The organism is Streptomyces sp. 2-1 (assembly GCF_048564895.1).
In the GTDB taxonomy this organism is placed as follows: Bacteria; Actinomycetota; Actinomycetes; order Streptomycetales; family Streptomycetaceae; genus Streptomyces; species Streptomyces phaeochromogenes.
This window is the reverse complement of the sequence record NZ_CP183383.1, coordinates 2,771,776-2,797,455: the sequence shown is the minus strand read 5'-3', so window position 1 is coordinate 2,797,455 and position 25,680 is coordinate 2,771,776. Positions and strand designations below refer to the sequence as shown.

General features: G+C 70.2%; 22 protein-coding genes. 16 read left to right on the top strand and 6 right to left on the bottom strand.

Going from position 1 to position 25,680, the window contains the following annotated elements; translation table 11 throughout:
- Positions 1-193 precede the first annotated feature (193 nt).
- Entirely contained in the window at positions 194-1,366 is a 1,173-nt protein-coding gene (locus ACN20J_RS12265; RefSeq protein ID WP_189840239.1) for an acyl-CoA dehydrogenase family protein, read from the top strand.
- 49 nt (positions 1,367-1,415) lie between these two features.
- On the opposite strand, the gene ACN20J_RS12260 is transcribed toward ACN20J_RS12265, so the two are convergent.
- On the bottom strand, positions 1,416-1,859 hold the full coding sequence (locus ACN20J_RS12260) for a cell division protein SepF (RefSeq protein ID WP_143635919.1): 444 nt from the start codon (positions 1,857-1,859) through the stop codon (positions 1,416-1,418).
- A 291-nt stretch (positions 1,860-2,150) separates the two neighbouring features.
- Between ACN20J_RS12260 and ACN20J_RS12255 the strand changes: the two genes are divergently transcribed.
- Positions 2,151-3,323 carry a DUF5685 family protein gene (locus ACN20J_RS12255; protein WP_419665890.1) on the top strand — a complete coding sequence of 391 codons (1,173 nt, stop codon included), beginning with the start codon at positions 2,151-2,153 and terminating at the stop codon, positions 3,321-3,323.
- Between the two features lie 94 nt (positions 3,324-3,417).
- Here ACN20J_RS12255 and ACN20J_RS12250 read toward each other — a convergent pair whose 3' ends face one another.
- Positions 3,418-4,365 carry an ABC transporter substrate-binding protein gene (locus ACN20J_RS12250; protein WP_419665889.1) on the bottom strand — a complete coding sequence of 316 codons (948 nt, stop codon included), beginning with the start codon at positions 4,363-4,365 and terminating at the stop codon, positions 3,418-3,420.
- Between the two features lie 462 nt (positions 4,366-4,827).
- Here ACN20J_RS12250 and ACN20J_RS12245 point away from each other — a divergent pair, with 462 nt between their 5' ends.
- The 8 genes from ACN20J_RS12245 (at position 4,828) to ACN20J_RS12210 (ending at position 13,207) form a co-directional block, all read left to right on the top strand.
- On the top strand, positions 4,828-5,673 hold the full coding sequence (locus ACN20J_RS12245; RefSeq protein ID WP_190229457.1) for an amino acid ABC transporter permease: 846 nt from the start codon (positions 4,828-4,830) through the stop codon (positions 5,671-5,673).
- Positions 5,670-7,493: an FAD/NAD(P)-binding protein gene (locus ACN20J_RS12240; RefSeq protein ID WP_419665888.1), complete on the top strand. Its 1,824-nt coding sequence runs from the start codon at positions 5,670-5,672 to the stop codon at positions 7,491-7,493. The genes ACN20J_RS12245 and ACN20J_RS12240 overlap by 4 nt, the downstream gene beginning before the upstream one ends.
- A 74-nt stretch (positions 7,494-7,567) precedes the next feature.
- Complete coding sequence (locus ACN20J_RS12235) at positions 7,568-8,449, top strand: amino acid ABC transporter permease (protein ID WP_189840159.1); 882 nt, start codon at positions 7,568-7,570, stop codon at positions 8,447-8,449.
- Entirely contained in the window at positions 8,446-9,252 is an 807-nt protein-coding gene (locus ACN20J_RS12230; RefSeq protein WP_281402061.1) for an amino acid ABC transporter ATP-binding protein, read from the top strand. Before ACN20J_RS12235 ends, ACN20J_RS12230 begins: the two co-directional genes overlap by 4 nt.
- A 53-nt stretch (positions 9,253-9,305) precedes the next feature.
- Positions 9,306-10,277 carry an ABC transporter substrate-binding protein gene (locus ACN20J_RS12225; RefSeq protein ID WP_189840158.1) on the top strand — a complete coding sequence of 324 codons (972 nt, stop codon included), beginning with the start codon at positions 9,306-9,308 and terminating at the stop codon, positions 10,275-10,277.
- 142 nt (positions 10,278-10,419) lie between these two features.
- The gene (locus tag ACN20J_RS12220) at positions 10,420-11,220 is read left to right on the top strand and encodes a DUF1684 domain-containing protein (RefSeq protein WP_419665887.1); all 801 of its coding nucleotides are present in this window, start codon (positions 10,420-10,422) and stop codon (positions 11,218-11,220) included.
- Between the two features lie 237 nt (positions 11,221-11,457).
- Positions 11,458-12,363, top strand: a complete 906-nt coding sequence (locus ACN20J_RS12215; protein ID WP_189840156.1) for a S1 family peptidase — start codon at positions 11,458-11,460, stop codon at positions 12,361-12,363.
- A gap of 145 nt (positions 12,364-12,508) precedes the next feature.
- A complete protein-coding gene (locus ACN20J_RS12210; RefSeq protein ID WP_419665886.1) occupies positions 12,509-13,207 on the top strand; it encodes a hypothetical protein in 699 nt (232 codons plus the stop codon).
- A 52-nt stretch (positions 13,208-13,259) separates the two neighbouring features.
- On the opposite strand, the gene ACN20J_RS12205 is transcribed toward ACN20J_RS12210, so the two are convergent.
- Positions 13,260-14,141, bottom strand: a complete 882-nt coding sequence (locus ACN20J_RS12205; RefSeq protein ID WP_361996954.1) for an alpha/beta fold hydrolase — start codon at positions 14,139-14,141, stop codon at positions 13,260-13,262.
- Between the two features lie 89 nt (positions 14,142-14,230).
- Between ACN20J_RS12205 and ACN20J_RS12200 the strand changes: the two genes are divergently transcribed.
- Together ACN20J_RS12200 and ACN20J_RS12195 are read left to right on the top strand one after the other, a co-directional pair.
- On the top strand, positions 14,231-15,235 hold the full coding sequence (locus tag ACN20J_RS12200; protein WP_361996956.1) for a slipin family protein: 1,005 nt from the start codon (positions 14,231-14,233) through the stop codon (positions 15,233-15,235).
- Positions 15,236-15,520: 285 nt separating this feature from the next.
- A complete protein-coding gene (locus ACN20J_RS12195; protein WP_246575205.1) occupies positions 15,521-16,603 on the top strand; it encodes a S1 family peptidase in 1,083 nt (360 codons plus the stop codon).
- Between the two features lie 111 nt (positions 16,604-16,714).
- Here ACN20J_RS12195 and ACN20J_RS12190 read toward each other — a convergent pair whose 3' ends face one another.
- Positions 16,715-17,767 carry a DUF3533 domain-containing protein gene (locus ACN20J_RS12190; protein ID WP_419665885.1) on the bottom strand — a complete coding sequence of 351 codons (1,053 nt, stop codon included), beginning with the start codon at positions 17,765-17,767 and terminating at the stop codon, positions 16,715-16,717.
- Between the two features lie 167 nt (positions 17,768-17,934).
- On the opposite strand from ACN20J_RS12190, the gene ACN20J_RS12185 reads away from it, so the two are divergent.
- On the top strand, positions 17,935-21,510 hold the full coding sequence (locus ACN20J_RS12185; protein WP_419668872.1) for a DNA polymerase III subunit alpha: 3,576 nt from the start codon (positions 17,935-17,937) through the stop codon (positions 21,508-21,510).
- Positions 21,507-22,517, top strand: coding sequence for a DNA polymerase Y family protein (locus ACN20J_RS12180; RefSeq protein ID WP_419665884.1), 1,011 nt, complete (start codon positions 21,507-21,509; stop codon positions 22,515-22,517). The genes ACN20J_RS12185 and ACN20J_RS12180 overlap by 4 nt, the downstream gene beginning before the upstream one ends.
- Positions 22,518-22,545: 28 nt before the next feature.
- Here ACN20J_RS12180 and ACN20J_RS12175 read toward each other — a convergent pair whose 3' ends face one another.
- A complete protein-coding gene (locus ACN20J_RS12175) occupies positions 22,546-22,920 on the bottom strand; it encodes a cupin domain-containing protein (protein ID WP_189840235.1) in 375 nt (124 codons plus the stop codon).
- A gap of 130 nt (positions 22,921-23,050) precedes the next feature.
- Here ACN20J_RS12175 and ACN20J_RS12170 point away from each other — a divergent pair, with 130 nt between their 5' ends.
- Both ACN20J_RS12170 and ACN20J_RS12165 read left to right on the top strand, forming a co-directional pair.
- Positions 23,051-23,497: a MarR family winged helix-turn-helix transcriptional regulator gene (locus ACN20J_RS12170; RefSeq protein ID WP_189840150.1), complete on the top strand. Its 447-nt coding sequence runs from the start codon at positions 23,051-23,053 to the stop codon at positions 23,495-23,497.
- Positions 23,498-23,668: 171 nt separating this feature from the next.
- Positions 23,669-24,547: an esterase/lipase family protein gene (locus tag ACN20J_RS12165; protein WP_419665883.1), complete on the top strand. Its 879-nt coding sequence runs from the start codon at positions 23,669-23,671 to the stop codon at positions 24,545-24,547.
- Between the two features lie 55 nt (positions 24,548-24,602).
- On the opposite strand, the gene ACN20J_RS12160 is transcribed toward ACN20J_RS12165, so the two are convergent.
- On the bottom strand, positions 24,603-25,670 hold the full coding sequence (locus ACN20J_RS12160) for a lytic polysaccharide monooxygenase auxiliary activity family 9 protein (RefSeq protein ID WP_189840148.1): 1,068 nt from the start codon (positions 25,668-25,670) through the stop codon (positions 24,603-24,605).
- Positions 25,671-25,680: the final 10 nt, after the last annotated feature.

Below are 25,680 nucleotides of genomic sequence, written 5' to 3'. Positions count from 1 at the left end.
TTCGGGGGCGTCCCGTCGTCGGCGACCGCGGGTCCGTACGAGGTGAAGCGGGCCTGGACGTGCGCGACACTGCGTCGTAACGTCGGGCCTCACCCGTGGTTAACAGTGCTAGTTTTCCGTGCCGGAGGCCCCTGCCGTGTCTGCTTCCTCTGCTTCCTCGTCGAATTCGTCTTCGCCGAACTCCTCGCCGAAGCTGCCGCCGTTCGACCCCGCCGATCCCCTCGGCGTCGACGACCTGTTGAGTGCGGAGGATCTGGCGGTCCGGAGCACCGTGCGGGCGTGGGCGGCGGATCGGGTGCTGCCGTATGTGGCCGAGTGGTACGAGAAGGGCGAATTGCCCGGGATCCGGGAACTGGCGCGGGAGTTGGGGGAGATCGGCGCGCTGGGCATGTCGCTCGACGGGTACGGGTGTGCCGGGGCCTCCGCCGTGCAGTACGGGCTCGCCTGTCTGGAGCTGGAGGCCGCCGACTCGGGGATCCGCTCGCTCGTCTCCGTACAGGGATCGCTCGCGATGTACGCCATCCACCGCTTCGGCAGCGAGGAACAGAAGCAGGCCTGGCTGCCGAGGATGGCCTCGGGCGAGGTCATCGGGTGCTTCGGACTCACCGAGCCCGACCATGGATCCGATCCCGGGGCGATGCGCACGTACGCCAAGCGGGACGGCTCCGACTGGGTTCTCACCGGGCGGAAGATGTGGATCACCAACGGGTCCGTGGCGGGCGTGGCCGTTGTGTGGGCCCAGACCGATGACGGGATCCGCGGGTTCGTCGTGCCCACCGACCGGCCCGGGTTCTCCGCGCCCGAGATCAAGCACAAGTGGTCACTGCGTGCCTCGGTCACCAGCGAGTTGGTGCTCGACGAGGTACGGCTGCCCGCGGACGCCGTGCTGCCGCAGGTCACCGGGCTCAAGGGGCCGCTCAGCTGCTTGTCGCACGCCCGGTACGGGATCGTATGGGGTGCGATGGGCGCCGCGCGGTCCAGTTTCGAGACGGCGGTCGAGTACGCGAAGACGCGCGAGCAGTTCGGGCGGCCCATCGGCGGCTTCCAGCTCACCCAGGCCAAGCTCGCCGACATGGCGGTCGAGCTGCACAAGGGGATCCTGCTCGCCCATCATCTGGGCCGGCGCATGGACGCGGGACGGCTGCGTCCGGAGCAGGTCAGCTTCGGCAAGCTCAACAACGTACGAGAGGCGATCGACATCTGCCGTACGGCGCGGACGATTCTCGGCGCCAACGGAATCTCGCTCGAATACCCCGTGATGCGGCACGCCACGAATCTCGAGTCGGTGCTGACGTACGAAGGCACCGTCGAGATGCACCAGTTGGTACTGGGCAAGGCGCTCACCGGTCTCGACGCGTTCCGGTAGGCGAGTTCCTACCGCTGTGCCGAGAGGCGGGTCCGGTGAGCGGCCCTGCTCAGCTCTGGTTGAAGAAGCCGTCCGCGCGGCGGCCGGCAGGCTCCCCGCTGACGATTTCGGTGTCGGCGGGGGTCAGCAGGAAAACCCGGTTCGACACACGCTCGATAGAGCCGCGCAGGCCGAAGATCAGGCCGGCCGCGAAGTCGACGACGCGCTTGGCGTCGGCCGCCTCCATGGCCGTGAGGTTCATGATGACGGGAACGCCGTCGCGGAAGAGCTCGCCGATGCCACGGGCGTCCCGGAAACTGTCCGGGGTGACCGTGCCGATCCGGCGGCCCTTCTCCTCGGCCGCTTCCGACGCCACCTTCACACGCGGGTCCGTCACCCAGGCATCCCTGGCTCCGGTCTCGGACCCTTCGGCGTAATCGTCGTCGTAGTAACGCTCGTCATCGTTGTCGTCGACGAGGCCAAGCCAGGCACTCGCCTTGCGCACCGATCCCATGTGGACGCCTCCTCTCACAGCGGTCTTTCTTTTCTCCGCATCCCCATGGTCGTGCATGATGCGGATGTCGCGCCAAGGGGATAGACGCCGCGCGGGGGTTTCGTGACGGTACTGGTGCACAGCGAATTCGTCGAGAGGCCGCGTACCCCAAGGGTCGTGCCGTACACCGCTGCTGACTGAGAGTGAAATATGATTCTTCACGGCGGACGGGTGACGGCTGGGGCGTACGGGTGAACGGGGTGGTCGGTACGATGCCGCAGCTCAACGTCGTACACACCACGGGGGATCGTCGTGTTCGGAATCGTCAGGCCCTGCACTCATAGGCTCGGGGAAAGCCTCAAAACCCAATGGATGGCGCATTTGTGCGGGCTGTGTCTCGCACTTCGCGGGGATCACGGACAGTTCGCACGGGTCGTCACGAACTACGACGGCTTGCTGATATCGGTTCTGACGGAGGCTCAGGCCGAGCGCGCCAGTGGATGGCGGCGCACGGCGGGGCCCTGTCCATTGCGCGGAATGCGGAGCGCTTCGGTGGCACAGGGTGAGGGAGCCCGGCTCGCCGCCGCCGTTTCGCTGGTGCTCGCCTCCGCGAAGGTGCGCGATCACATGGCCGACGGGGACGGGCTGTTGGCCCGTCGGCCGGTGGCGCTCGCGGCCCGCAGGGTCGCCGTGAACTGGGGGCGGGCGGGTGCCCGTACGGGTTCCGACGTCGGCTTCGACACCGCCGTGCTGGTCGATGCCGTGGACCGGCAGGTGGGAATCGAGGCGCTCGCCGGGCTCGGCACCCCGCTGCTGACCGTCACCGAACCGACCGAGACCGCGACCGCCGCGGCCTTCGCGCACACCGCGATCCTGGCCGGGCGGCCCGGCAACGCGGAGCCGCTCGCCGAGGCCGGCCGGCTCTTCGGACGGCTCGCGCATCTCCTGGACGCCGTGGAGGACAGGGAAACTGACGCCGCGTCGGGTGCCTGGAACCCGCTGACCGCCACCGGTACGTCCCTGAAGGAGGCCCGGCGGCTCGCCGACGACGCGCTGCACGGGATACGGCTCGCGCTGCGGGAGACGGAGTTCACGGACGCGAAGCTGGCGCACGTGCTGCTCGCCCACGAGCTGCGCAACTCGGTGGACCGCGCCTTCGGCACCTCCTCCTGCTCGCACCAGGGGGCCGAGCTGTACGGGCCGCCGCCGGGCAACCCGTACGCCCCCTCCGGGCCCGGCGCTCCGCCGCCCCCTCCCGAGCCGCCACGCCGTGACCGGCGCGGACTCCTCGCGGGCTGCGCCGTGTGGATGGGGCTGGCCTGTACGTGCCAGATGTGCTGCTGCGAGTACGACGACCCGTGGAGCGGGGAACGCAAGGAGGGAATCTGCCGGCGGTGCGACAACTGCGACGACTGCTGCGACGGCTGTGACTGCTGCGGGAACTGCTGTGACGGGTGCGGATGCGATTGCGGCTGCAATTGTTGACGCGCCTGTTCGTCGCTGTCGGGCCCGATGCTCTTGGGCCCGACAGCGACGAACAGGCGGTCTCGGGCCCGACGGCCCCGGGCGTGACGGCCGGTCAGTCCTTGAGCTCCGGCGGTGAGATCTCCGACTTCTCGATCGCCGAGCCGGTCGTGCCCCACTTCTTGAGGATCCGGTCGTACGTGCCGTCCGCGATGAGCTTGTTCACCGCGGCCTGGAACGCGGGGGCCAGTTTCGTGCCCTTCTTGAAGGCGAAGCCGACGTCGAGACGGTGGAACTCGTTGAGGAACTTCAGCCCTTCCTGCTGGGCGACGGCATAGCGCAGCCCGTTGATGGTGCTCATCACGATGTCGCTGCGGCCCTGCTGGAGCGAGGACCAGATGGCGCCCTGCTCGCTGTAGGTCTGCACCTTGTACGCCTTCTCGCCGGCGTCGGAGCAGACGTGCTTGTTCTCCTCCAGCGTGGCCTCGAAGGTGGTGCCGGCCCCGGTCGCGACGTTCAGGCCGCACAGCTGGGCTAGGTCGGTGACCTTGTCCAGCTTGCTGTCCTTACGGGTGGCGAAGCCCTGCCCGTCGTTGATGTAGGTCACGAAGTCGATGGTCTTGCGGCGCTCGTCGGTGACGCCGAAGTTGCCGACGCCGACGTCGTACTTGCCGCTGTCGAGTGCCGGGAGGATCGCCTCGAAGCTCGCGGCCTCGCGCTTGAGCCCGATGCCGAGGACCTTCGCGACGGCAGCCGCGAAGTCGACGTCCTGACCCGCCAGGGTCTTGCCGTCCTCCAGATAACTGGTGCCGGGCGGTGTGCCGCCGACACTGACGGCGAGGCTGAGCGAGTCGGTGCCGGCCGGAAGCAGCTTCGCGGCGGCGGCGTCCGTCCTGAGCGACGAGACGACGTCGGTCGTCGGGATCTTCTGGGACGAGCCCGCGGCCTGGGCGTCACTTCCGTCGTCGGTGCCGGATCCGCATGCGGTGAGCAGCAGTGCCGCGGAAGTGATCAGGGCGAAGGGGATGAAAAGGGCACGGCGGGGCCGTGAGGACGTACTCATGGCGTGCGGATCTCCTGGACGAACGAGGCAGGAAACACGGAAGGGAGCTGGGAGTGCGAGGGGAGGGGTGCGCGTGTGAAGGCGTGGAGAAAGGTGGAGAAGGTCGGGAAACGCAGAAGGCGCCCGCCCGTGAAGGGCTCGGGCGCGCAGGGGGTCAGCTCAACAGGAAGAGGACCACACTCGACCGAAGTCGATGTGGGAGCGCTTGACCAGCCACTGCTGCGGATGCATGAGAGCAAGTGGAACAGGCATCCGGTTTCGCGTCAACTGGCGTGAGACGTACGGCTCACAGTGTGGACGGCCTTGACAGCGAGGGGAAACGCACCCGTACTCTCGGTGCACGGCCCTGCTGAGGGGCTCGGCCGTGCACGCCGTACGACGCCCTCGTGGCGTCCACATGTTCCGCGTGACCTGTGTGAAGGCACCACCCGTGTTCGACTCGACGTATCACGGAGCCTCCGCATGTCCTCGCACACCCTTACCAAGGTGGCCGCGCCACAAGAGGCGATGCCTCCGCGCATCGTCCCGCGCCGCCGCCTCGGCCAGTGGACCGCCGCCGGCGTCGTCCTGATCCTGTTCGGGCTCGCCGTCAACTCCGTCGTCCGCAACGAGGCCTTCCAGTGGGACGTCGTCGGTGACTACTTCACGTCCGCCTCGGTCCTGCGCGGACTCTGGCTCACCCTCTGGCTGACCGCGCTCGTCATGGCGCTCGGCTTCGCCCTCGGCGCGCTGCTCGCCGCGTTCCGGCTCTCCGCGAACCCTGTGCTGCGCGCGGTGAGTTGGGGGTACGTCTGGCTCTTCCGGTCGATGCCGATCCTGGTGCAGCTGCTGTTCTGGTTCAACATCGGGGCGCTCTACCCGACGATCCTCGGGGTCAGGACGGTCAACCTGCTCGGGCCGGTCACGGTCGCGATCATCGGGCTCACCCTGCACGAGGCCGCGTACGCCGCCGAGGTGGTCCGCGGTGGCATCCTCTCCGTGGACCGGGGCCAGATCGAGGCCGCCGAGGCGCTCGGGCTGAGCCGGTGGCGCCGCTGGTGGCGGATCGTGCTGCCGCAGGCCATGCGCTCCATCGTGCCGCCCGCCGGGAACATGCTGATCGGCACGCTCAAGGGCACCTCGATCGTCAGCGTGATCGCCGTGCAGGACCTGCTCTACTCCGTGCAGCTCGTCTACCACCGCACCTACCAGGTCATCCCGCTCCTGATGGTGGCCACGGTCTGGTATGTCGTGGTCACCTCGGTGCTCAGCGTGGGCCAGCACTACGTCGAGCGGCACTACGCGCGCGGTTCGGAGCGCACGCGATGAGCCCGATACGCCCCTCGTTGGTGATCGTGGGAGCCGGGCCGCGGGGGACCGGACTCCTGGAGCGGATCGCCGCCAACGCACCCGAGTTGTACGCGAGTTCGGGCAGTGGTCCGGATGCCTCGGTCGGCGGCTCCGTCGGTTCGGAGGGGCTCGACATCCATCTCGTCGACCCCTACCCGCCGGGCGGCGGCCGTATCTGGCGCGAGGCTCAGTCACCGCTGCTGTGGATGAACTCCGAGGCGCAGGACGTCACGATGTTCACCGACGAGACGGTCGATATGACGGGACCGGTGCGCGAGGGTCCCACGCTGCACGAGTGGGCCGCACTCGACGGACGCGTCTTCGCGGACCGGCAACGGCAGGGCACGTACATGCGCTGGGTCTACGAGCGGACCGTCGCCGCGCTCCCGCCGGGCATCCGCGTCCACCATCACGCCCGCCGTGCCCTGCGGGTCGTCGGCCCGCGCGAGGGGCGCCAGCAGGTGTGGCTGGAGGGCCGGCCGCGCCCGCTCCTCGCCGACCTGGTCGTCCTCACGCTCGGCCACCTCGACGCCGAACTGGACGAGGAGCAGGTCGAGTTGGCCGAGTACGCCCGCGCCCATGATCTGGTCCACCTGCCGCCGGACTTCACCGCCGACAGCGATCTGTCCGCCCTCGCGCCGGGCGAACCGGTGCTCGTCCGCGGCTTCGGGCTCGCCTTCGTCGACCTGATGGTGCTGCTCACCGAAGGGCGCGGCGGGCACTACGAGACGGGCGCGGACGGGGAGTTGACGTACCGGGCGTCCGGGCGCGAGCCCGTGCTGCACGTCGGGTCGCGGCGCGGAGTCCCGTACCACTCGAAGATCGGCTACGACTGGACCGGTGAACGGCCGCCGCTGCCACGGTTCTTCGGGCCGGGCGAGGTGGACGCACTGCTCGCGCGCCCCGGCGGCTTCGACTTCCGGCGGGACGTGTGGCCGCTCGTCGAGAAGGAACTGGGCTTCGCGCACTACCACCGGCTGTTCACGGCACACCCCGAGCGCACGGACATGGCCTGGACGGACTTCGAGGAGAAGTACGCGGCCGGTGACAGCGCCGAGATCCAGGCCCTGGTCGCCTCGGCCGTGCCCGACACCGCCGACCGGTTCGACCCGGCCGCGCTCGACCACCCGCTGGACGGGGTGCGCCATGCCTCGTACGACGAACTCCAGGACGGTCTGCGGGCCTACATCGAAGGGGATCTGACCCGGCGTCACGATGCCTCGCACAGCGCGGACATGGCGGTCTTCCTCGGACTCCTGTCCGTCTACGGGCAGTTGGTGCGGCTCGGTGACATCGGGTCCTGGTGGCACGGGTTCTTCAGCTATCTGGCGTCGGGACCGCCCGGACCGCGGCTGCGGCAGATGCTCGCCCTGTCCCGGGCGGGGGTGCTCAGGTTCCTGGGCGCCGGCATGACCGTATCGGCCTCGGACGGCGTCTTCCGGGCCGGGAGCGCGGGCGTGCCGGGGGAGTACGTCGAGGCCCGGGCGCTCGTCGAGGCGCGGCTGCCGCATCCCACCGTCGAGCGCACCCGCGACTCCCTGCTGCGCGAGCTGTACGCCGAGGGGGCCGCGGCGACGCCTGAGGGGCTGCTCGCCGTGGACCCCGCCGACGGGCGTGTCCTCGACCGCTCCGGCACCCCGCATCCACGGCGATTCGCGCTCGGACCGCACACCGACGCCCGCGGCTCCGGGGCCTTCACCCGGCCGCGCACCGGAGGGCCCGCCTTCCGGCAGAACGACGCGACGGCGCGCGCTGCGCTGGCTTTCCTGCGCGCGCTGTCCTGTAGCGCCGCCGCGTAACCACCCCCGGCACCCTCCCGTATCCCCGGCACCGCCGAGCGGCCCCGCTCACTGCCTTCACCCAGAGGACTCCCATGTCGCTTACCAGTGATCCACCCCTTGCCAGAACATCCGTCGAGCCCGAGGACTACGGCGCGCTCAAGGTCGTGCCCGTACGCCACCCCTGGCGCTGGGTCGCGGTGACCGTGACCGCCGTGCTGCTCGCCCAGTTCGTCCACGGGCTCGCCACCAACTCCGGCTGGGAGTGGGAGGTGTTCGCCGAGTTCTTCACCGCGGAGGTGATCCTCAAGGCGGTCTGGGTGACGCTCCAACTCACCTTCTACGGAACGGCGTTGGGCTTCGCGCTCGGCATCGTCCTGGCGTTCATGCGACTGTCGGCCAGCCCGTTCCTGAAGGCCGTCTCCTTCGCGTACATCTGGGCGTTCCGGTCGATCCCGCTGATCGTGCAGCTGCTCTTCTGGTTCAACCTCGCCTACCTCTACAAGGAGTTGGAGTTCGGTATCCCCTTCGGGCCCGGCTTCTTCTCCTTCGACACGATGGGTCTGGTCGGCGCGATGAGCGCGGCCGTGCTGGGGCTGGCCCTGCACCAGGCCGCGTACGCCGCGGAGATCGTGCGCGGCGGCGTACTGTCCGTCGACAGCGGGCAGTTGGAGGCCGCCGCCGCGCTCGGCATCCCCAGGCTGCGGCAGATCCGGCGGATCGTGCTGCCGCAGGCGATGCGTTCCATCCTGCCGAACGCCGCCAACGAGGTGATCTCCCTCTTCAAGGGCACCTCCATCGTCTCCGTCATGGCGATCGGCGAGCTCTTCTACCAGGTCCAGGTCATCTACGGACGCAACGGCCGGGTCGTACCGCTGCTCATGGTCGCGACGGCCTGGTACATCCTCCTGACCACCGCGCTCTCGGTCCTCCAGTACTACGTCGAACGACACTTCGCGAAGGGAAGCACGCGATGAGCGCGCCGCTGACCAAGGAACCGACCAAGGACGGGGCGGCTGCCGCCCCCATGGTCGACATCAAGTCCGTGCACAAGAGCTTCGGTTCGCTGGAGGTCCTCAAGGGCGTCGACCTGGAGGTGCGGACCGGTGAGGTCACCGTCATCCTCGGCCCGTCAGGATCCGGCAAGTCCACGCTGCTGCGGACCATCAACCACCTGGAGAAGGTCGACCAGGGCTGGATCAGCGTGGACGGCTCGCTGGTCGGCTACCGGCGCTCCGGCGACAAGCTGTACGAGCTGCGCGAGCGGGAGATCCTCAGGCAGCGCACCCGGATCGGGTTCGTCTTCCAGAACTTCAACCTCTTCCCGCATCTCACGGTGCTGGAGAACATCGTCGAGGCGCCGGTCTCCGCGCTGAAGCGGTCCCGCAAGGACGTCACCGAGGCCGCGCGCGGACTGCTCGACCGGGTCGGGCTCGCCGACAAGGCCGACGCCTACCCGAAGCAGCTCTCCGGCGGACAGCAGCAGCGCGTGGCCATCGCCCGCGCGCTCGCCCTGGAGCCGAAACTGCTGCTCTTCGACGAGCCGACGTCCGCCCTCGACCCCGAGCTGGTCGGTGAGGTCCTCGACGTCATCAAGGACCTGGCCCATCAGGGCACCACGATGATCGTCGTCACGCACGAGATCGGCTTCGCCCGCGAGGTCGCCGACACGGTCGTCTTCATGGACGACGGCCGGATCGTCGAACAGGGCACCCCCGGCGACGTACTCGACCGGCCGCGGCACGAACGCACCCGCGCCTTCCTCTCCAAGGTTCTCTGAACCGGCCGCTGTCCAATCGTTCCAACCTCTCTTCCCACAACAGGAGTTCACCCGTGATATCCCGACGCACCCTCGCCGCCTCCGTCGTCGCCCTCGTCGTCGCCCCTCTGCTCAGCGCCTGCGGCGGTGACAGCGACGCGGCGACCGGGACGGGCAGCTCCGGCACCAAGAAGGCCGGCGGCGTCAACATCGGCCCGGACCAGAACCGGATCCGCGGCAAGAAGGTCGACGAGATCGCCGCGCTCGTCCCGGCGGCGATCCGCGAGCGCGGCACGCTCAAGCTCGGCCAGAGCGCCGACGCCTCGCCGCCGCTCGGCTTCTACGCGACCGACGACAAGACCAGAATCGGTTCCGAGATCGACCTCGCGACCCTCGTCGCCGACACCCTCGGGCTGAAGCTCGACAACGACGAGGTCTCCTGGGAGAACCTCTTCGTCGGTCTCGACAGCGGCAAGTTCGACGCCGTCTTCTCGAACGTCACCGTCACCGAGGAGCGCAAGGAGAAGTACGACTTCGCGACCTACCGCCTCGACAACATCTCGTTCGAGGCGAAGAAGGGCACCGACTGGAAGGTCGACGGTCCCGAGGACGTGGCGGGCAAGACGATCGCCGTCTCCTCCGGCACCAACCAGGAGAAGATCCTCGTCGACTGGAGCAAGCAGAACGAGAAGGCGGGCCGCAAGGCCGTCACCATCAAGTACTTCCAGAAGGACACGGACTACTACCTCGCCCTCCAGTCGGGCCGTATCGACGCCTACCTCGGCCCCAGCCCGTCCGCCGCGTACCACGTGGCCTCGGCCGGACAGTCGCAGGTCATCGGCACGCTCTCCGGTGCCGGCGACGACCTTCAGGGCAAGATCGCCGCCACCACGAAGAAGGGGAGCGGGCTTGTCGACGCGTACGCGGCCGCCATCAACCACGTGATCGAGGACGGCAGTTACGGCCGTGTGCTCAAGCGCTGGGGCCTGTCGAGCGAGGCCGTGCCGAAGTCGGAGATCAACCCGCCCGGCCTGCCGAAGATCTAGGGGATCCCGCGGCCCGGCGGTCGCGACCACCACGGTGTTCGGGGGAGGTCGCGACCGCCGGCGCCGCGCCGGACGGAATACACCGGCGCGACGCCGCGCTCATACCTCGGGCCGGCGGAGCCCGTGTGGAAGGGTTGATCACATGACGACGGAACACGGGACGGCGGACGCCTCCGAGGAGTGGAAGCACTGGCACGAGCACCGCACCGAGACGGTGTCCGCGCCCCACGGCCCGCTCGCGCTCACCGGCACCCACTGGATCGAGGACTATCCGGAGGGGCTACTTCCGGACATGCCCGGCCGGTGGTCCGTGGACGGCGACGAGGTCCTGCTGACGGCCGACGCGGCCGACGGCCTCCTCGTGGACGGTGAGCCCTTCGCCGGTGAGGTCCGGCTCGGGGCCGATCCCGGTCCGGCCATCACGGCCCGGGTCGCGCACGGCGAGCGCCGGTTCGTCGTCCTCGTACGGGAAGGGGCCCTGGGGGTACGCGACTTCGACCCCGCCTCCCCGGCCCGGCAGGCGTTCCGGGGCATCGAGGCCACGCCGTACGACCCGCGCTGGTCGGTGCCGGGTCGCTTCACGCCGTACGGGGAGGACCGGACCGTACGTGTGGCGAACGCCGACGGACGGGAGCGCGGGCTCGGGCTCGGCGGTGAGCTCGCCTTCACGCTCGGCGGGCAGGATCTGACGCTTCAGGTGACGGTTCAGGGGGACGGATCGCTGTGGGCTGTTTTCGGCGATGTGACGAGTGGGAACGGCAGCTATCGCTTCCGGTTCCTGCGCCCGGCGGCTCCTGACACCGAGGGGCGCACGACGGTGGACTTCAACCGGGCCCTGCTCCCGCCCTGCGCATTCGCAGACCACTTCATCTGCCCATTCCCACCGCCGGGCAATACGCTGAGCGCGGCGATTGCCGCCGGGGAACGCAATCTGCTCCGATAATCCGCACGTAATCCACACACTGCCGCTGATGAGATCAACTCCCGTGGGACATACGTAAGTTGAACACCGCACGGCCGAAAGGCGCCCTTGCGCCCGTCGGGTGTGCGGCCAAATACTCCCCCCAGCGCCTTGTCAGGGGCACGGCTTGTCCGGAATCCGGGCATTCTGCCTCTGGCGTGCGCCTCACGGGCCCCGACCCCACGCGGGCCCCCGACTTCCCTTTGGAGGGAACGAACAGTGAGGACCAAGCGCACCACCCCCCGCAGCGGAATAGCGAGACGGACCCGGCTGATCGCCGTCACCTCCGGACTCGTGGCCGCGGCCGCATTCACCATCCCTTCCGCGAACGCGAGCGACGCGCAGACGTTCAGCGCCTCCCAGCTGAAGAGCGCCAACTCCTCGGTGCTCAAGGCCGATGTGCCCGGCACCGCCTGGGTGACCGACGCCAAGACCGGCAAGGTCGTCGTCACGGTCGACAGCACCGTCTCCAAGGCCGAGATCGCGAAGATCAAGCGGGCCGCGGGCACCAACGCCGGCGCTCTGCAGATCAAGTACACGCCGGGCAAGTTCAACAAGCTGATCAAGGGCGGCGACGCCATCTATGCGAGTAGCTGGCGCTGCTCCCTCGGCTTCAACGTCAAGAACAGCGCGGGCGCCGACTACTACGTGACCGCCGGTCACTGCACCGACGGCGCCGGCACCTGGTGGTCGAACTCCGGGCACACCACCACGCTCGGCTCGACGGCCGGCTCCAGCTTCCCGACCAACGACTACGGGCTGGTGCGCTACACCAACACCTCGGTCGCCAAGTCGGGCACCGCGGGCAGCGTGGACATCACCAGCGCCGCCACCCCGGCCGTGGGCACGAACGTCATCCGCACCGGTTCCACCACCGGCACCCGTACCGGTCGCGTCACCGCGCTGAACGCGACCGTCAACTACGGCGGCGGCGACATCGTCTACGGCATGATCCAGACCACGGTCTGCGCCGAGCCCGGCGACTCCGGCGGTCCGCTCTACGGCAGCAACGGTGTCGCCTACGGTCTGACCTCCGGCGGCAGCGGCAACTGCACCTCCGGTGGCACCACGTTCTTCCAGCCGGTCACCGAGGCGCTGGGCGCCTACGGCGTCAACGTATTCTGACCGGCACGCGACACATCGACACCCGCGTGACCTGACTGCAGCCAGCAGCAGACGAGCCCCCGCACCGCCGTTCGCGGTGCGGGGGCTCGGCCTTGGCCGTGGGGGCTCGCCGGTGCGCACGAGAAAGATCCGGGGGAACAGAGAAGTGACTTCCGACCAGCAGCGCCATGTACGCCGCAGTCCGCTGCTGTTCACGACACCGCTGGTGCTGCTCGGGGTGCTGGCGCTGGTGCTCCTGTGGGAGATCACGCGCGGCAACGTGACGGGGGAGCTGAGCCGCCAGTGGCCCTGGCGGCTGCAGTTGATGGACACGGACGCGCTGGGCAGCCTGCTGGCGGTCGCCCTCGCCGCGGTGCTCGGCCGGGCGCAGTACGCGCGTACGGTACGGCCCGCGCTGGGCTGGCGTGCGTCCTGGGTGCCCGGCGCCTTCGTCCCGGACGAGTCCGCCTGGGAGGCGGGCGTCCTGAACGGCGGTCCGCAGCACGCCGTGGTGGAGCGGGTGGAGTACCAGCTCGTACCGCACGACGGGGTTCCCGGGGCCTGGACCGACCACGCGGGGCTGCTGCGGGAACTCGCCGCGATGGGGCTCGTGCACGGCAAGCACTACCGGCAGATGCTCGTCGGCGCGGGCTTCCCCCTGCCGGGCGCCACCGGGTACGAGACCGCGCCCCACGGCGCGTACACCCAGCGGTTCGTCGACGAGGTCGACGAGTTGCGGCTCCGGCTGCGGGTGACGGACGCCGTGGGCGACAGCCATGAGCGGGTGATGGACCTGATGCGCGGGGCGCGGCTGGAGCGGCCGGGGGCCGCGGGGAGCGGGCTCATAGTGGGGCCCGGGGCGTGAGCCGGCCCCGGGCGTGAGGTGGTGGTCCGGGATGTGAAGCGGTTGCCCCGGGTCAGGTGGCCGTTCGTGGGGTTGCGCACAGCCAGTCCAGTACGTCCGGGAGAGCCTCCAGGGCTGAGAAGTGGCTGCCCTTCGGGTCCAGGACCGGGCGGGCTCGGGGGATGCGGTCGGCCAGCCACTCGAAGTGGCCCACCGGGGAGAAGGTGTCCTCGGCGCCGTGCCACAGCAGCACGGGGCGGGTGATCTGCGCCGGGTCGAAGCCCCAGTGGCTCAGCAGCGCGAGGGTGTCGTCGAGCCAGCCGTAGGCCGAATCGCGCAGCGCCTCACGGTAGTTGCGCAGCAGCATCTCGCTCACGGCCGGGGTGGAGACGATCCGGCGGTCGGCGTCGGTGAGGCCGTCCTTGATCGACGCGAGGAGCTGCGCAGGGTCCGCGCGGATCGCGGCGGCCCGGGCGGCGAGCCGGTCCGCGAACTCCAGGGGGTCGGTGAGCGCCTGCGTGAACTCCTCGACGTTGGACCTCGCCATCCCGTCGAACCAGTTCAGCCCCTCGGCGACCGGCGGCGCGAGACTCGCCATCGCCGCCACCCGCCGCACCCGCGAGGGCAGCAGCGCCGCGCAGGCCAGCGCGTGCGGGGCACCGCCCGAGCGGCCGAGCACCGCGAACTTCCCGAGCCCGAGCCCGTCGGCCAGCGCCGCCACATCGCGCGCGGCCTGCGCCACCCGGCGTCCGGGACCGCGGTCCGAATCCCCGTACCCGGGCCGGTCGTACGCGATGAACCGCACCCCGGGACGCTCGGCCATCAGCTCCGCAGGCACCGCCCCGTGCCGGCAGCCCGGTGTGCCGTGCAGCAGTATCACCGGGCTGCCGTCCGGGTCCCCCCACTCCTCGAACGCCAGCAGTCGTCCGTCCCGCATCCGTATCCCGTTCGGCACCTCGGTCCTCCATCTCCCCTTCGCGTCCGCGCCGGAGTTACCGTCGAAGTACACACCTGTTGCGCCCGGTACGGACCCTGGGGGTCGTAATGATCGAGGAGCTGGTGACGGCGGGAGTGGCTCTCGCGTCCGTCGGAACGGTGTACGCGATGGCGGCGGCCCGCGTCGTCAAACAGTACGAACGGGGCGTGGTGCTCCGGCTCGGCAAGCTTCGATCCGGGGTGCGGGGCCCGGGGTTCACCATGATCGTGCCCTTCGTGGACCGGCTCCAGAAGGTCAACATGCAGATCGTGACGATGCCGGTACCCGGGCAGGACGGCATCACCCGGGACAACGTCACGGTGCGCGTGGACGCCGTCATCTACTTCAAGGTGGTGTCCGCGGCCGACGCGGTCATCCAGGTCGAGGACTACCGGTTCGCGGTCTCGCAGATGGCGCAGACGTCACTGCGCTCGATCATCGGCAAGAGCGAGCTGGACGATCTGCTCTCCAACCGCGAGAAGCTCAACCAGGGCCTGGAGCTGATGATCGACAGTCCGGCCGTGGAGTGGGGCGTCTCGATCGACCGCGTCGAGATCAAGGACGTGTCGCTGCCGGAGACGATGAAGCGGTCCATGGCCCGGCAGGCGGAGGCCGACCGTGAGCGGCGGGCCCGGGTCATCAACGCGGACGCCGAGCTCCAGGCCTCCAAGAAACTGGCGGAGGCCGCCGGAGTCATGTCCGAGCAGCCCGCCGCCCTGCAACTGCGGCTGCTGCAGACGGTGGTGGCGGTCGCGGCCGAGAAGAACTCCACGCTCGTCCTGCCCTTCCCCGTCGAGCTGCTGCGGTTCCTGGAGCGGGCGCAGCAGCCGGCCCAGCAGTCGGCGCAACAGGTGGCGCCTCCCGCGTCCCAGGCACAGCAATCGTCGGACCGGACGGCTCCGACACAGCAGTCGTTGCCCGAGGCGCAGCAGCTTCCGATCCAGCCGCAGGAGTTCTCGGCGCAGGCGCAACAGCTGTTGGCGCAGTGGCAGCAATCGATGCAGGAGCAACTCCCGCCCGTCGAGACACCGTTGGATCCGGACTTCGGAGGGTCGAAATCCGGACAGGACTAGACCTCACAGGCTGCCGTTAGTTACTCGCTCGTAGTGTTTGCTATGGGAATCGACGTGGTGAGACGGCCCCTTGTCAACGCGCGTCAACCATGCGGGGGCGCGCGTCCGTTGTGGCACGCGCGTCCTGAAGTCGACCTTGTGTGCTCCCGTACGGCCTCGGAATAGTGGTCGGCGTCCGTTGGCATGGACGCGGCTTTTATTGCGAGTCGGGCCCATGTCCGTACACCTTTCGGTCTCGGCGGCCCCCACAGCCGCCGTTTCCGACCCCCCACAGGAGGACACAAGTTGAAGCACCGACGCATACCCAAGCGGCGGGCAGCCGTGGCAGGTGCGGGCATCGCCGCACTGGTCGCCGCGGGAGTCACCTTGCAGAGTGCGAACGCGAGTGAGAACGCGCCCGCTCCCGAGCTCAAGATCCTCTCGGTCACGGCGGCCGGAAAGCTCGCCTCGACGCTCGGCAAGGACCTCGGCACGGACGCGGCGGGAACGTATTACGACGCGAAGGCGAAGAGCCTCGTCGTGAACGTCCTCGACGAGGCCGCGGCCGAGACCGTCGAGTCGGCCGGCGCCAAGGCCAGAATCGTCGAGAACTCCCTCGCCGAACTCAAGGGCGCCCGTACGACGCTGAAGCAGGACGCGACCATCCCCGGCACCTCGTGGGCGGTCGACCCGGCGACGAACAAGGTCGTCGTCACCGCGGACCGTACGGTCAAGGGCGCGAAGATGGCGCAGCTGACCAAGGTCGTCGAGGGGCTCGGCGCCAAGGCCGAACTCAAGACCACGAAGGGGGAGTTCAAGCCCTTCGTCGCCGGCGGTGACGCCATCACCGGTGGCAGCGGTCGCTGCTCGCTCGGCTTCAACGTGGTCAAGGGCGGCGAGCCGTTCTTCCTCACCGCCGGGCACTGCACCGAGGGCATCACCAACTGGTCCGACTCGTCCGGCACCGAGATCGGTGAGAACGCGGACTCCAGCTTCCCCGACAACGACTACGGCCTGGTGAAGTACACCGCGGACGTGGCCCACCCGAGCGAGGTGAACCTCTACAACGGTTCCGCTCAGGCGATCACGGGTGCGGCGGAGGCGACCGTCGGGATGAAGGTCACCCGCAGCGGCTCCACCACCCAGGTGCACGACGGGTCGGTGACCGGTCTTGACGCCACCGTGAACTACGGCAACGGCGACATCGTGAACGGGCTTATCCAGACCGACGTCTGCGCGGAGCCGGGTGACAGTGGCGGGTCGCTGTTCTCGGGCAGCAGCGCGATCGGGCTCACGTCCGGTGGCAGCGGTGACTGCACCTCCGGCGGGGAGACCTTCTTCCAGCCGGTCACCGAGGCGCTGTCCGCCACGGGGACGCAGATCGGCTGACGCTTCCGTCGCGGTTTTCCGAAAGCCCCGCTCCCGCTTGCGCGGGGGCGGGGCTTTTCGGGTCGGGTGCTTCGTGCGGGCCGGCCGTGGCTGGGTGCGCAGTTCGCGCCCCTAAGAGGGGCGCCCCTGTGAACCGGGGCTCGATGACTTGCTCTGCAGCGAGCCCGCGATGAGTGTGACCGCGGTGCCGACCGCCGCCCAGGCCGAGAGGACCAGGAGTGAGGCCGTGGTGTCGTTGCCCTTGAAGTAGGCGATCGAGCGGGCCGCCCAGGTGCCGGCGCCCGGGGGCAGGGCGGGGCCGATCGCCTTCCAGAACGGGGGGAGCATCGGGGGCGGGAGGGCGCCGCCCGCGCTCGGGTTGCCCAGGATCACCACGAGCAGTACGGCCACTCCGATGCCGACGACCCCGAAGAGGCACTGGAACGCGAGCGTGGCCGCTCCCACCGCGAAGGTGATCAGCGCGCCGAGCCCCCAAAGAGCCCAGACACTGCCCGGAAGGGCTCCCAGGATCGGCCCGACGATGACCGCGCCGCCGAGTCCGCCGACGATCGCGACCACGGCCATGGCGGCGAGCCGGATCGTCGCGCGCCGGGGGTTGGCAGGCCGTGCGCCCGCGCTGATCGCCAGCGCCGACGCGCACAGATAGCCGCCCACGCACCAGCCGACGACCAGGTAGAAGGTGGTGAGCCCGTTGGCGTCCTGCGCGTCGGCCGGGACCACGTCGACGGTTCTCACCGTGCGCCCCTGGCCCTTCTCCAGCCCGGTGGTGAGCGCGATCAGCGCGCTGGCCAGGACCTTGCCACCGCCGGACGCGACCAGCAGGGTGTCGGTGGTGCCGGCCGGGTCGATCACCAGGGCGCCGTCGATGTCGCGGTTCACGATCTGCTCGCGGGCCGTCGCCCGGTCGGGGAGCGCGCGAGGGTCCAGGGGCTCGCCGGGGAGCTGCTTCAGACGGGCCACCGCCTGGTCCGCGGCGGCTCCCGGGGCGACCACCCCGAACGCCACGTCCTTCGGCTTCGGGTTGTGCAGCGCCCCCACATAGGAGGCGATGAAGAGCAGTTGCAGGGCGACCACGCCGATGACCAGCAGCGTGGCCCGCGGAGTGACTCCGTCCTTCACCTCTTCGAGGAAGGTCCGGCGAGGGGCCCCGGCTGTCTGTGTCATGCCCCCACGGTCCGAGCCACCCGGCGTTTGCGCAGGTGGGACGGGTTCGAACGGATGTCGCACACATGTTCGGGAATTGGTCTATGGTGGGGGTGAGGGAGTAGGGAACAAACGTTCGAGTGCTGGTAGGGCTGGCGTGGGAGCCCCTGGGAGTGGTGGAGGTGCGCGTGCCGGGCTTCACGCATCTGCACACCGTTTCCGGGTTCTCCCTGCGGTACGGGGCCTCGCACCCGGAGCGCCTCGCCGAGCGCGCCTCCGAGCGGGGCATGGACGCGCTCGCCCTCACCGACCGGGACACCCTCGCGGGCGCGGTCCGCTTCGCCAAGGCCTGCGCCGCCCAGGGCGTGCGCCCACTGTTCGGGGTCGATCTCGCGGTCGAGGAGCCCGTACGGGTCCGGACTCCCGTACGAGTCCAGGAGTCCGCGCGGGCCACGGGGGTCGTAGGGGATGGGGAGTCCGTGCGGGCCGGTGAGCCCGTAAGGGGGGAGCGGCGGCGGACTCCCGTGCGGGGCGGTGCCTTCATCGATGAGTCGACGCCTCGGGTGACCTTCCTTGCCCGGGACGGCGCGAAGGGCTGGGCCGAGCTCTGCAGAATCGTTACTGCGGCACACGCGGGCGACTCGGGCGGGCCGCTGCTGCCCTGGGCGGACAACCACGCCGACGGCCTGACCGTCCTGCTCGGGCCCGCCTCCGACGTCGGCAGGGCGCTCGTCGCCGGGCGCCCCGACCGGGCCGCGAAACTGCTCGCGCCCTGGCGGGAGGTCTACGGCGACGCCCTGCGGCTCGAAGCGGTCTGGCACGGGCGCGAGGGCACCGGTCCCGGCTCGCTGCGGCTGGCCGCCCGTACCGTCGGCTTCGCCGCCGAGCAGCGGGTGCGGCCGGTGCTCAGCAACGCCGTCCGGTACGCCGACCCGGGCATGGGCCCGGTCGCCGACGTCCTGGACGCCGCCCGCCGGCTCGTGCCGGTCGACCCCCGCAAGGAGCTGGACAGCGGAGAGGCCTGGCTCAAGGACGCGGGCGCCATGCTCGGCGCCGCCGAACGGATCGTCGAGGCCGCGGGCTTTCGCCGTGACACCGCCTACCGCCTGCTCGAACAGACGCGGGCCACCGCCGCCGAGTGCCTCGTCGACCCCGAGGACGACCTCGGCCTCGGTGCCGTGCACTTCCCCGAGCCGCACCTCGTCGGCGCCGGACGACGCACCGCGCAGCGCGTACTGGCCTCGCGGGCGGCGGCGGGGATGGTGCTGCGCGGCTACGACCGCTCCTCCGAAGCGCGCGGTTACTGGGAACGGATGCACCGCGAGCTGGACATCATCGCCCACCACAACTTCGCCTCCTACTTCCTGACGGTCGCTCAGGTCGTCGACGACGTACGGGACATGGGCATCCGGGTCGCCGCGCGCGGCTCCGGCGCGGGCTCGCTCGTCAACCACCTCCTCGGCATCGCGCACGCCGACCCCGTCGCACACGGACTGCTGATGGAACGCTTCCTGTCCAAGCGCCGCCCGGTCCTGCCCGACATCGACATCGACGTGGAGTCCGCGCGCCGGCTTGAGGTCTACCGCGCGATCATCGGCCGGTTCGGCACCGAGCGGGTCGCGACCGTGGCGATGCCGGAGACGTACCGGGTGCGTCATGCGGTACGGGACGTCGGCGCGGCCCTCTCCATGGACCCGGCCGACATCGACCGCATCGCCAAGTCCTTCCCTCACATCCGGGCCCGCGACGCCCGCGCCGCACTGCGGGAACTGCCCGAACTGCGGCCCCTGGCCGGGGAGATGGAGAAGTACGGGCGGCTGTGGGAACTCGTGGAGGCACTGGACGCCCTGCCGCGCGGAGTCGCCATGCACCCGTGCGGGGTACTCCTCTCCGACGCCTCGCTCCTCGCCCGTACGCCCGTCATGCCGACCAGCGGCGAGGGGTTCCCCATGTCGCAGTTCGACAAGGAGGACGTCGAGGACCTCGGGCTGCTCAAACTGGACGTGCTGGGTGTGCGGATGCAGTCCGCGATGGCGCACGCGGTGGCCGAGGTGGAGCGGGCCACGGGGGACCGGGTCGACCTGGACGCGGTGGAGGAGGGCGACCCCGCCACGTATCAACTCATCCGGTCCGCCGAGACGTTGGGCTGCTTCCAGATCGAGTCGCCGGGTCAGCGGGACCTGGTGGGCAGGCTCCAGCCCGCGACCTTCCACGATCTCGTCGTCGACATCTCCCTCTTCCGGCCGGGGCCGGTCGCGGCCGACATGGTGCGGCCGTTCATCGAGGCGCGACACGGCCGGGCGCCGGTCCGCTTCCCGCACCCGGATCTGGAGGAGCCGCTGAGGAGTACGTACGGGGTCGTGGTCTTCCACGAGCAGATCATCGACATCGTCGACATCATGACCGGCTGCGGGCGCGACGAGGCGGACCGGGTGCGGCGCGGGCTCTCCGACCCCGAGTCGCAGGGGCGGATCCGGGTGTGGTTCGCGCAGCATGCCGCCGCGCGGGGATACGACGCGGAGACGATCCGGCGGACCTGGGAGATCGTCGAGGCCTTCGGGTCGTACGGCTTCTGCAAGGCGCACGCGGTCGCCTTCGCCGTACCGACGTACCAGTCGGCCTGGCTGAAGGCGCATCACCCGGCCGCCTTCTACGCCGGGCTGCTCACCCACGATCCCGGGATGTATCCGAAGCGGCTGCTGCTCGCGGACGCGCGGCGGCGAGGAGTGCCGATCCTGCCGTTGGACGTGAACCGGTCGGCGGTCGCACATCGTATCGAACTGGTGTCTGAATCTGAGGGGTTCGGAGGGGCGGCCGGGAAGATCCCCGGAGGGTCCGGGAAGGCCTGGGGTGTGCGGCTCGCCCTCTCCGACGTGCACGGCATCAGCGAGGCCGAGGCGGCGCGGGTCGCGGCCGGGCAGCCGTACGCCTCGCTGCTCGACTTCTGGGAACGGGCCCGGCCCAGCAGGCCACTCGCCCAACGACTCGCGCAGGTCGGTGCTTTGGACGCCTTCGGGGCCAACCGCCGTGATCTGCAACTGCACTTGACCGAGCTGCACCGGGGAGCGCGCGGCGGTCGCGGGAACCAACTTCCGCTGGCCGGTGGGCAGAAGACCGCGCCGGCCGGGCTGCCCGACCTCTCCTCGGCGGAGCGGCTCAGCGCCGAGCTGGGGGTGCTCTCCATGGACGCCTCACGCAATCTGATGGACGACCACCGGACGTTCCTGGAGGAGCTGGGTGTGGTCACCGCGCGCCGGCTGCGGGCGGCCCGGCACGGTGAGACGGTCCTGGTCGCGGGCGCCAAGGCGGCCACCCAGACCCCGCCGATCCGCTCCGGCAAGCGGGTCATCTTCACCACCCTGGACGACGGCACTGGCCTGGTCGACCTCGCCTTCTTCGACGACTCCCACGACGCGTGCGCCCACACCGTCTTCCACTCCTGGCTCCTGCTCGTACGCGGAGTGGTGCAGCGGCGCGGCCCGCGCAGCCTCAGCGTGGTCGGGGCCGCCGCCTGGAACCTCGCCGACCTGGTGGAACTGCGGCGCGAGGAAGGCCTGGACGGGGTGGCCCTGCGACTGGCCGAACCGCAGGGGGAGGACGAGGCCGAGGACGGCTCACGGGACACGGGAGATCCGACGGGCGGCCGTCGAATCCAGATGCCCACGGGATACGAAATGCATCCGTGGGCCGATCTGCGCCCGGCGGGCGAAGGGCCCGCCGGTGGAAAGAAGTTGTGGCACCAGAGCCCGGGGAGTGCGGGATGACCATCCTCTGCGTACGTTTCCAGCTGCCTCCGACGAACGAGGCCGCCCTGCCCGGGCTCCTCGGCACGCTGGAGGAGTTCACCCCCGTCATCGAGGCGCTGCCGCCCGACGGAGCGCTCGCCGATCTGCGGGGCGCCGAGCGGTACTTCAAGCGGGATGTGGGGGAACTGGCCTCGCTGATCCGGGTACGGGCGCTCGCCTGGCACGGCGTCGACTGTGTGATCGGGGCCGGACCCGGGCCGATGTTCGCACGGATGGCCCTGCGGGAAGCCGCCCCCGGAACGACCCGCGTGGTGCCCGAAGACCCCTGCGCCCTCGCGGAGTTCCTGGCGGAACAGCCCGTGCGGGCGCTGCCCGGAGTCGGCACCGCCACCGCCCGCACCCTGTGCGAGTACGGCCTGGACAGCGTCGGCAAGGTCGCCGCCGCGCCCCTGTCCACACTGCAACGGCTCACCAGCGCCCGAACGGGCCGCGAACTGCACGAGATGGCACAGGGCATCGACCGCGGCCGGGTCGTACCGAACGCCGTCTCCCTCCCCCACTCTCGGCTTCGCTCGAGCGGGGGGACCCCCATGCTCGCCGCCGAACGCCCCTTCCCGCGCGACGAGTTGGACCCGGACCTGCACCGGCGCGCCCTGCTCTCCGCCGCCGAGGAACTGGGCTCCCGGCTGCGCGCCCTGGAGAAGGTGTGCCGCACACTCACCCTCACCGTCCGCTACGCCGACCGCTCTTCCACGACCCGAAGCCGCACCCTCCCCGAGCCGACCGCCCACTCCTCGGCGCTCACCGACGCCGCGTACCGCATGTACGAGGCGCTCGGGCTGCAGCGGGCCAGGGTCCGCGGCATCGCCCTGCGTGCCGAGGGGCTCGATCCTGCCGAGCGGGCCTCCTACCAGCTCACCTTCGACCCGGTGGACGAGAAGGTCCGGCGGGTGGAGGAGGTGGCGGACCGGGTCCGGGCGAAGTTCGGGCCGCGGGCGGTGATGCCGGGGGCGTTGGTGGCGTAACCGTTTCCCGGACAACAGGGGGGCGCGGTCAGTTGGCCCACGGCGGAGTGATGACCGTGCCGTCCGCCAGCTCCGCCTGGAGGCCGATGGACGTGGTGACCCAGGAGGTCGCGGTCTCCTCGGTCGGGTTCTCCACGGTGAGCGTCGCGCCGGGATTGATGATCACCGTGTCGCCCGCGGCGATCCGCTCGGTGCGGCCGTCGAGGGTCATCAGCAGTTCGCCGGACAGCAGATGGAAGATCTCCTCACGGTTGACGGTGTGCGCGGGCGCCTTCGTGCCCGCGGGGATCTCGCCCCGCCAGGCGCACAGTTCCTTGCTCCCGCTGAGGGGAGTGGCGTACGAGACGAAGCGCGCGCCGTGGATCTCGTGGACGACGGCTTCGGACGAGCGGACTACGGGCACGGCTGCCTCCAGAGGCGAATGGTGGTGAATAGCGGTGGTGAGTCGTGGTGGTGAATGGTCAAGCTGCTTGACTATATGGATCCATGGTCAAGCTGCTTGACCAATTCGTCAAGGGTGTTTCAATGCGTGCGTGCAGAACTCCGAGGCCATGGCCCTGTCCGCCGCCCTGCTCGCCGTCGCCGGTGAGCTCACCCAGCGCATCCACGAGGGTGTCGTCGCCCGCGGGTTCGAGGGGGTTCGGCCCGCGCACGGGTTCGCGTTCGCGCGGCTCGCGCCCGGCGGGGCGACGGTCACGGAGCTGGCCGCCCATCTGGGCGTGACCAAGCAGGCCGCGAGTCAACTTGTCGATGAGATCGTCCGCAAGGGGTACGCCGAGCGGCGCCCGCACCCCGACGACGCGCGCGCCCGGCTGGTCGTACTGACCGAGCAGGGCTGGGCCTGCACGCGGGCCGCCGAGGAAGCGGCGGCGGAGGCCGTCGGCCCCTGGGTCGAGCTACTCGGTGAGGGTGAAGTCCGGGCGTTGCGTGACCGTTTGCTGCGCATTGCGCCCTACGGTCCCATCAGGCCCGCCTGGTGACGGTTCCACGGCACGTGTCAGTGCTCCCGGCCAGCGCCGGAAGTTTTTACTGACGCGTAACTTCACACTTCTACTACTCACTCGTAACTTGGCAAAAGAACAGCATCCTCGTGATCCGGATCACAGGGCGTACGCCATCGCAACTCCCTTGAGCCGCAAGGAGATCACTCGATGCTGCCCTGGAAACGCCTGCTCAGACCCCTGGCCGTGCTGCTGCTGACCGCCGCGGTCACCGTCGTCCCCACGGCCGCCGCTGGTTCCGTCGCCACCGCTCAGGCCGAGGCCGCGCCGAGCCGTGGCTGGAACGACTACTCCTGCAAGCCCTCCGCCGCCCACCCGCGGCCCGTCGTCCTCGTCCACGGCACCTTCGCCAACTCCGTGGACAACTGGCTGGGCCTCGCGCCCTACCTCGTGAACCGCGACTACTGCGTCTTCGCCCTCGACTACGGGCAGCTGCCCGGCGTGCCGTTCTTCAACGGCCTCGGTCCCATCGACAAGTCGGCGGAGCAGCTCAAGACCTTCGTCGACAAAGTGCTCGCCGCGACCGGCTCCGCCAAGGCCGACCTCGTGGGCCACTCGCAGGGCGGCATGATGCCCCGCCACTATCTGAAGTTCCTCGGCGGAGCCGCCAAGGTGAACGCCCTCGTCGGGATCGCCCCCGACAACCACGGCACCACCCTGAACGGACTCGCCCAACTGCTCGACTACTTCCCCGGTGCGGCCGACCTGCTCTCCACCGCCACCCCCGCCCTCGCCGACCAGGTGGCCGGATCGGCCTTCCTGACCAAGCTCAACGCGGGCGGCGACACCGTCCCCGGTGTCCGCTACACGGTCATCGCCACCAAGTACGACGAGGTCGTCACGCCGTACCGCTCGCAGTACCTCGACGGCCCGAACGTACGCAATGTCCTGATCCAGGACCTGTGCGCGGTCGACCTCTCCGAACACGCGGCGATCGGGCTCATCGACCGGATCGCCTTCCACGAGGTGGCGAACGCCCTTGATCCGGCGCATGCCACTCCGACGACCTGCCTGTCGGTCATCGGCTAGCGGGGGAGGGGAACTGCGGGCCGTACGTTGATACGGTCCCGCGCCCCTTATGGGGCTATCGGCTGTGGCGGCCGCCACCCACCGCGCGGCGGCGGACCGACGCGAACAGCGCCGCCGCACCGAGCGCCAGGGCGGTCGCCCCACCGATCGCGACGTACGGAGTGGTGCTCGAACCGCCGGTCTCGGCGAGGTTCTCCGAACCGCCGGCGGGCTCGGCGTCGCTCGCCGAGTCGTCCGTCGCCTCGGAGGGGCCCGCCGCCTCCGCGGATTCCGTGGCGGAGTCGGTACCGGAGTCGGAGTCCGAGGCGGTGTCCGCGGCTGCCGTGGCCGTGGCCTGGGTCTTCGGGTCGTCGTCGCCGTGACCGCCGTGCTCCACGGACGACTCGTCGGTGCCGTCCGCGATGTCCTGGTCGGACGGTGCCGACGCGGTCGGGGCCGCGGAGGCCCCGGCGCCGCCCCCACTTCCGCTCCCGCCCTCCCCGAACACGACGTCGGAGCAGGTGTAGAACGCCTCCGGGGAGTCCGAGCGCTGCCAGATCGAATAGATGAGGTGGCGGCCCGACTTGACCGGGACGACGCCGTCGAAGACGTAGTCGCCGTTCTCCATCCGCGGGTCGGTGACCTTGAGGAACGGCTTCGACTCCAGGTCCGACCACTTCAGGGGCTTCGCCGGGTCGTAGCCGTCCTTGGTGACGTACAGCTCGAACGAGCCCTTGTGCGGGGCCGTTCCCTTGTAGCGGAAGGTGCGGTTGCCCGAGGTCAGCCGCGTGGCCGGCCAGTCGGCGCGGGCCAGGTCGAGGCCCTTGAACTTGTCGTTGCCCGCGCTGCACAGCTTTCCGTCGGGGATGATCTCCTTCGACTTCCCGGCCGCGTTCGCGATGTTGACGCCGTTCCAGTCGTAGAGGGCCTGCGTGCCGCCGGCCGCGACCGCCGCCTTGCAGGCGGCGGACCTCGGGTTCTCCGGACCCTCCGCGAAGCAGCCCGCGACCCTGCTCACCGGGTCCGTCATCGAGCCGTGCGCGACCGCCGGGGCGGCGGCGAGACCGGTGAGGGCGAGCGGGGCGACGCCGACGGCGGCGACCGTGGCGAGGCGGGTGCGGGTGGCCTTGCGGCGAGCGGACATGGGGAACTCC

Coding starts and splice junctions, on each gene's coding strand:
- ACN20J_RS12260 (WP_143635919.1), bottom strand. CDS start 1,859: ATGGGATCGGTGCGCAAGGCGAGTGCCTGGCTTGGCCTCGTCGACGAC.
- ACN20J_RS12250 (WP_419665889.1), bottom strand. CDS start 4,365: ATGAGTACGTCCTCACGGCCCCGCCGTGCCCTTTTCATCCCCTTCGCC.
- ACN20J_RS12245 (WP_190229457.1), top strand. CDS start 4,828: ATGTCCTCGCACACCCTTACCAAGGTGGCCGCGCCACAAGAGGCGATG.
- ACN20J_RS12240 (WP_419665888.1), top strand. CDS start 5,670: ATGAGCCCGATACGCCCCTCGTTGGTGATCGTGGGAGCCGGGCCGCGG.
- ACN20J_RS12235 (WP_189840159.1), top strand. CDS start 7,568: ATGTCGCTTACCAGTGATCCACCCCTTGCCAGAACATCCGTCGAGCCC.
- ACN20J_RS12230 (WP_281402061.1), top strand. CDS start 8,446: ATGAGCGCGCCGCTGACCAAGGAACCGACCAAGGACGGGGCGGCTGCC.
- ACN20J_RS12220 (WP_419665887.1), top strand. CDS start 10,420: ATGACGACGGAACACGGGACGGCGGACGCCTCCGAGGAGTGGAAGCAC.
- ACN20J_RS12200 (WP_361996956.1), top strand. CDS start 14,231: ATGATCGAGGAGCTGGTGACGGCGGGAGTGGCTCTCGCGTCCGTCGGA.
- ACN20J_RS12190 (WP_419665885.1), bottom strand. CDS start 17,767: ATGACACAGACAGCCGGGGCCCCTCGCCGGACCTTCCTCGAAGAGGTG.
- ACN20J_RS12180 (WP_419665884.1), top strand. CDS start 21,507: ATGACCATCCTCTGCGTACGTTTCCAGCTGCCTCCGACGAACGAGGCC.
- ACN20J_RS12165 (WP_419665883.1), top strand. CDS start 23,669: ATGCTGCCCTGGAAACGCCTGCTCAGACCCCTGGCCGTGCTGCTGCTG.
- ACN20J_RS12160 (WP_189840148.1), bottom strand. CDS start 25,670: ATGTCCGCTCGCCGCAAGGCCACCCGCACCCGCCTCGCCACGGTCGCC.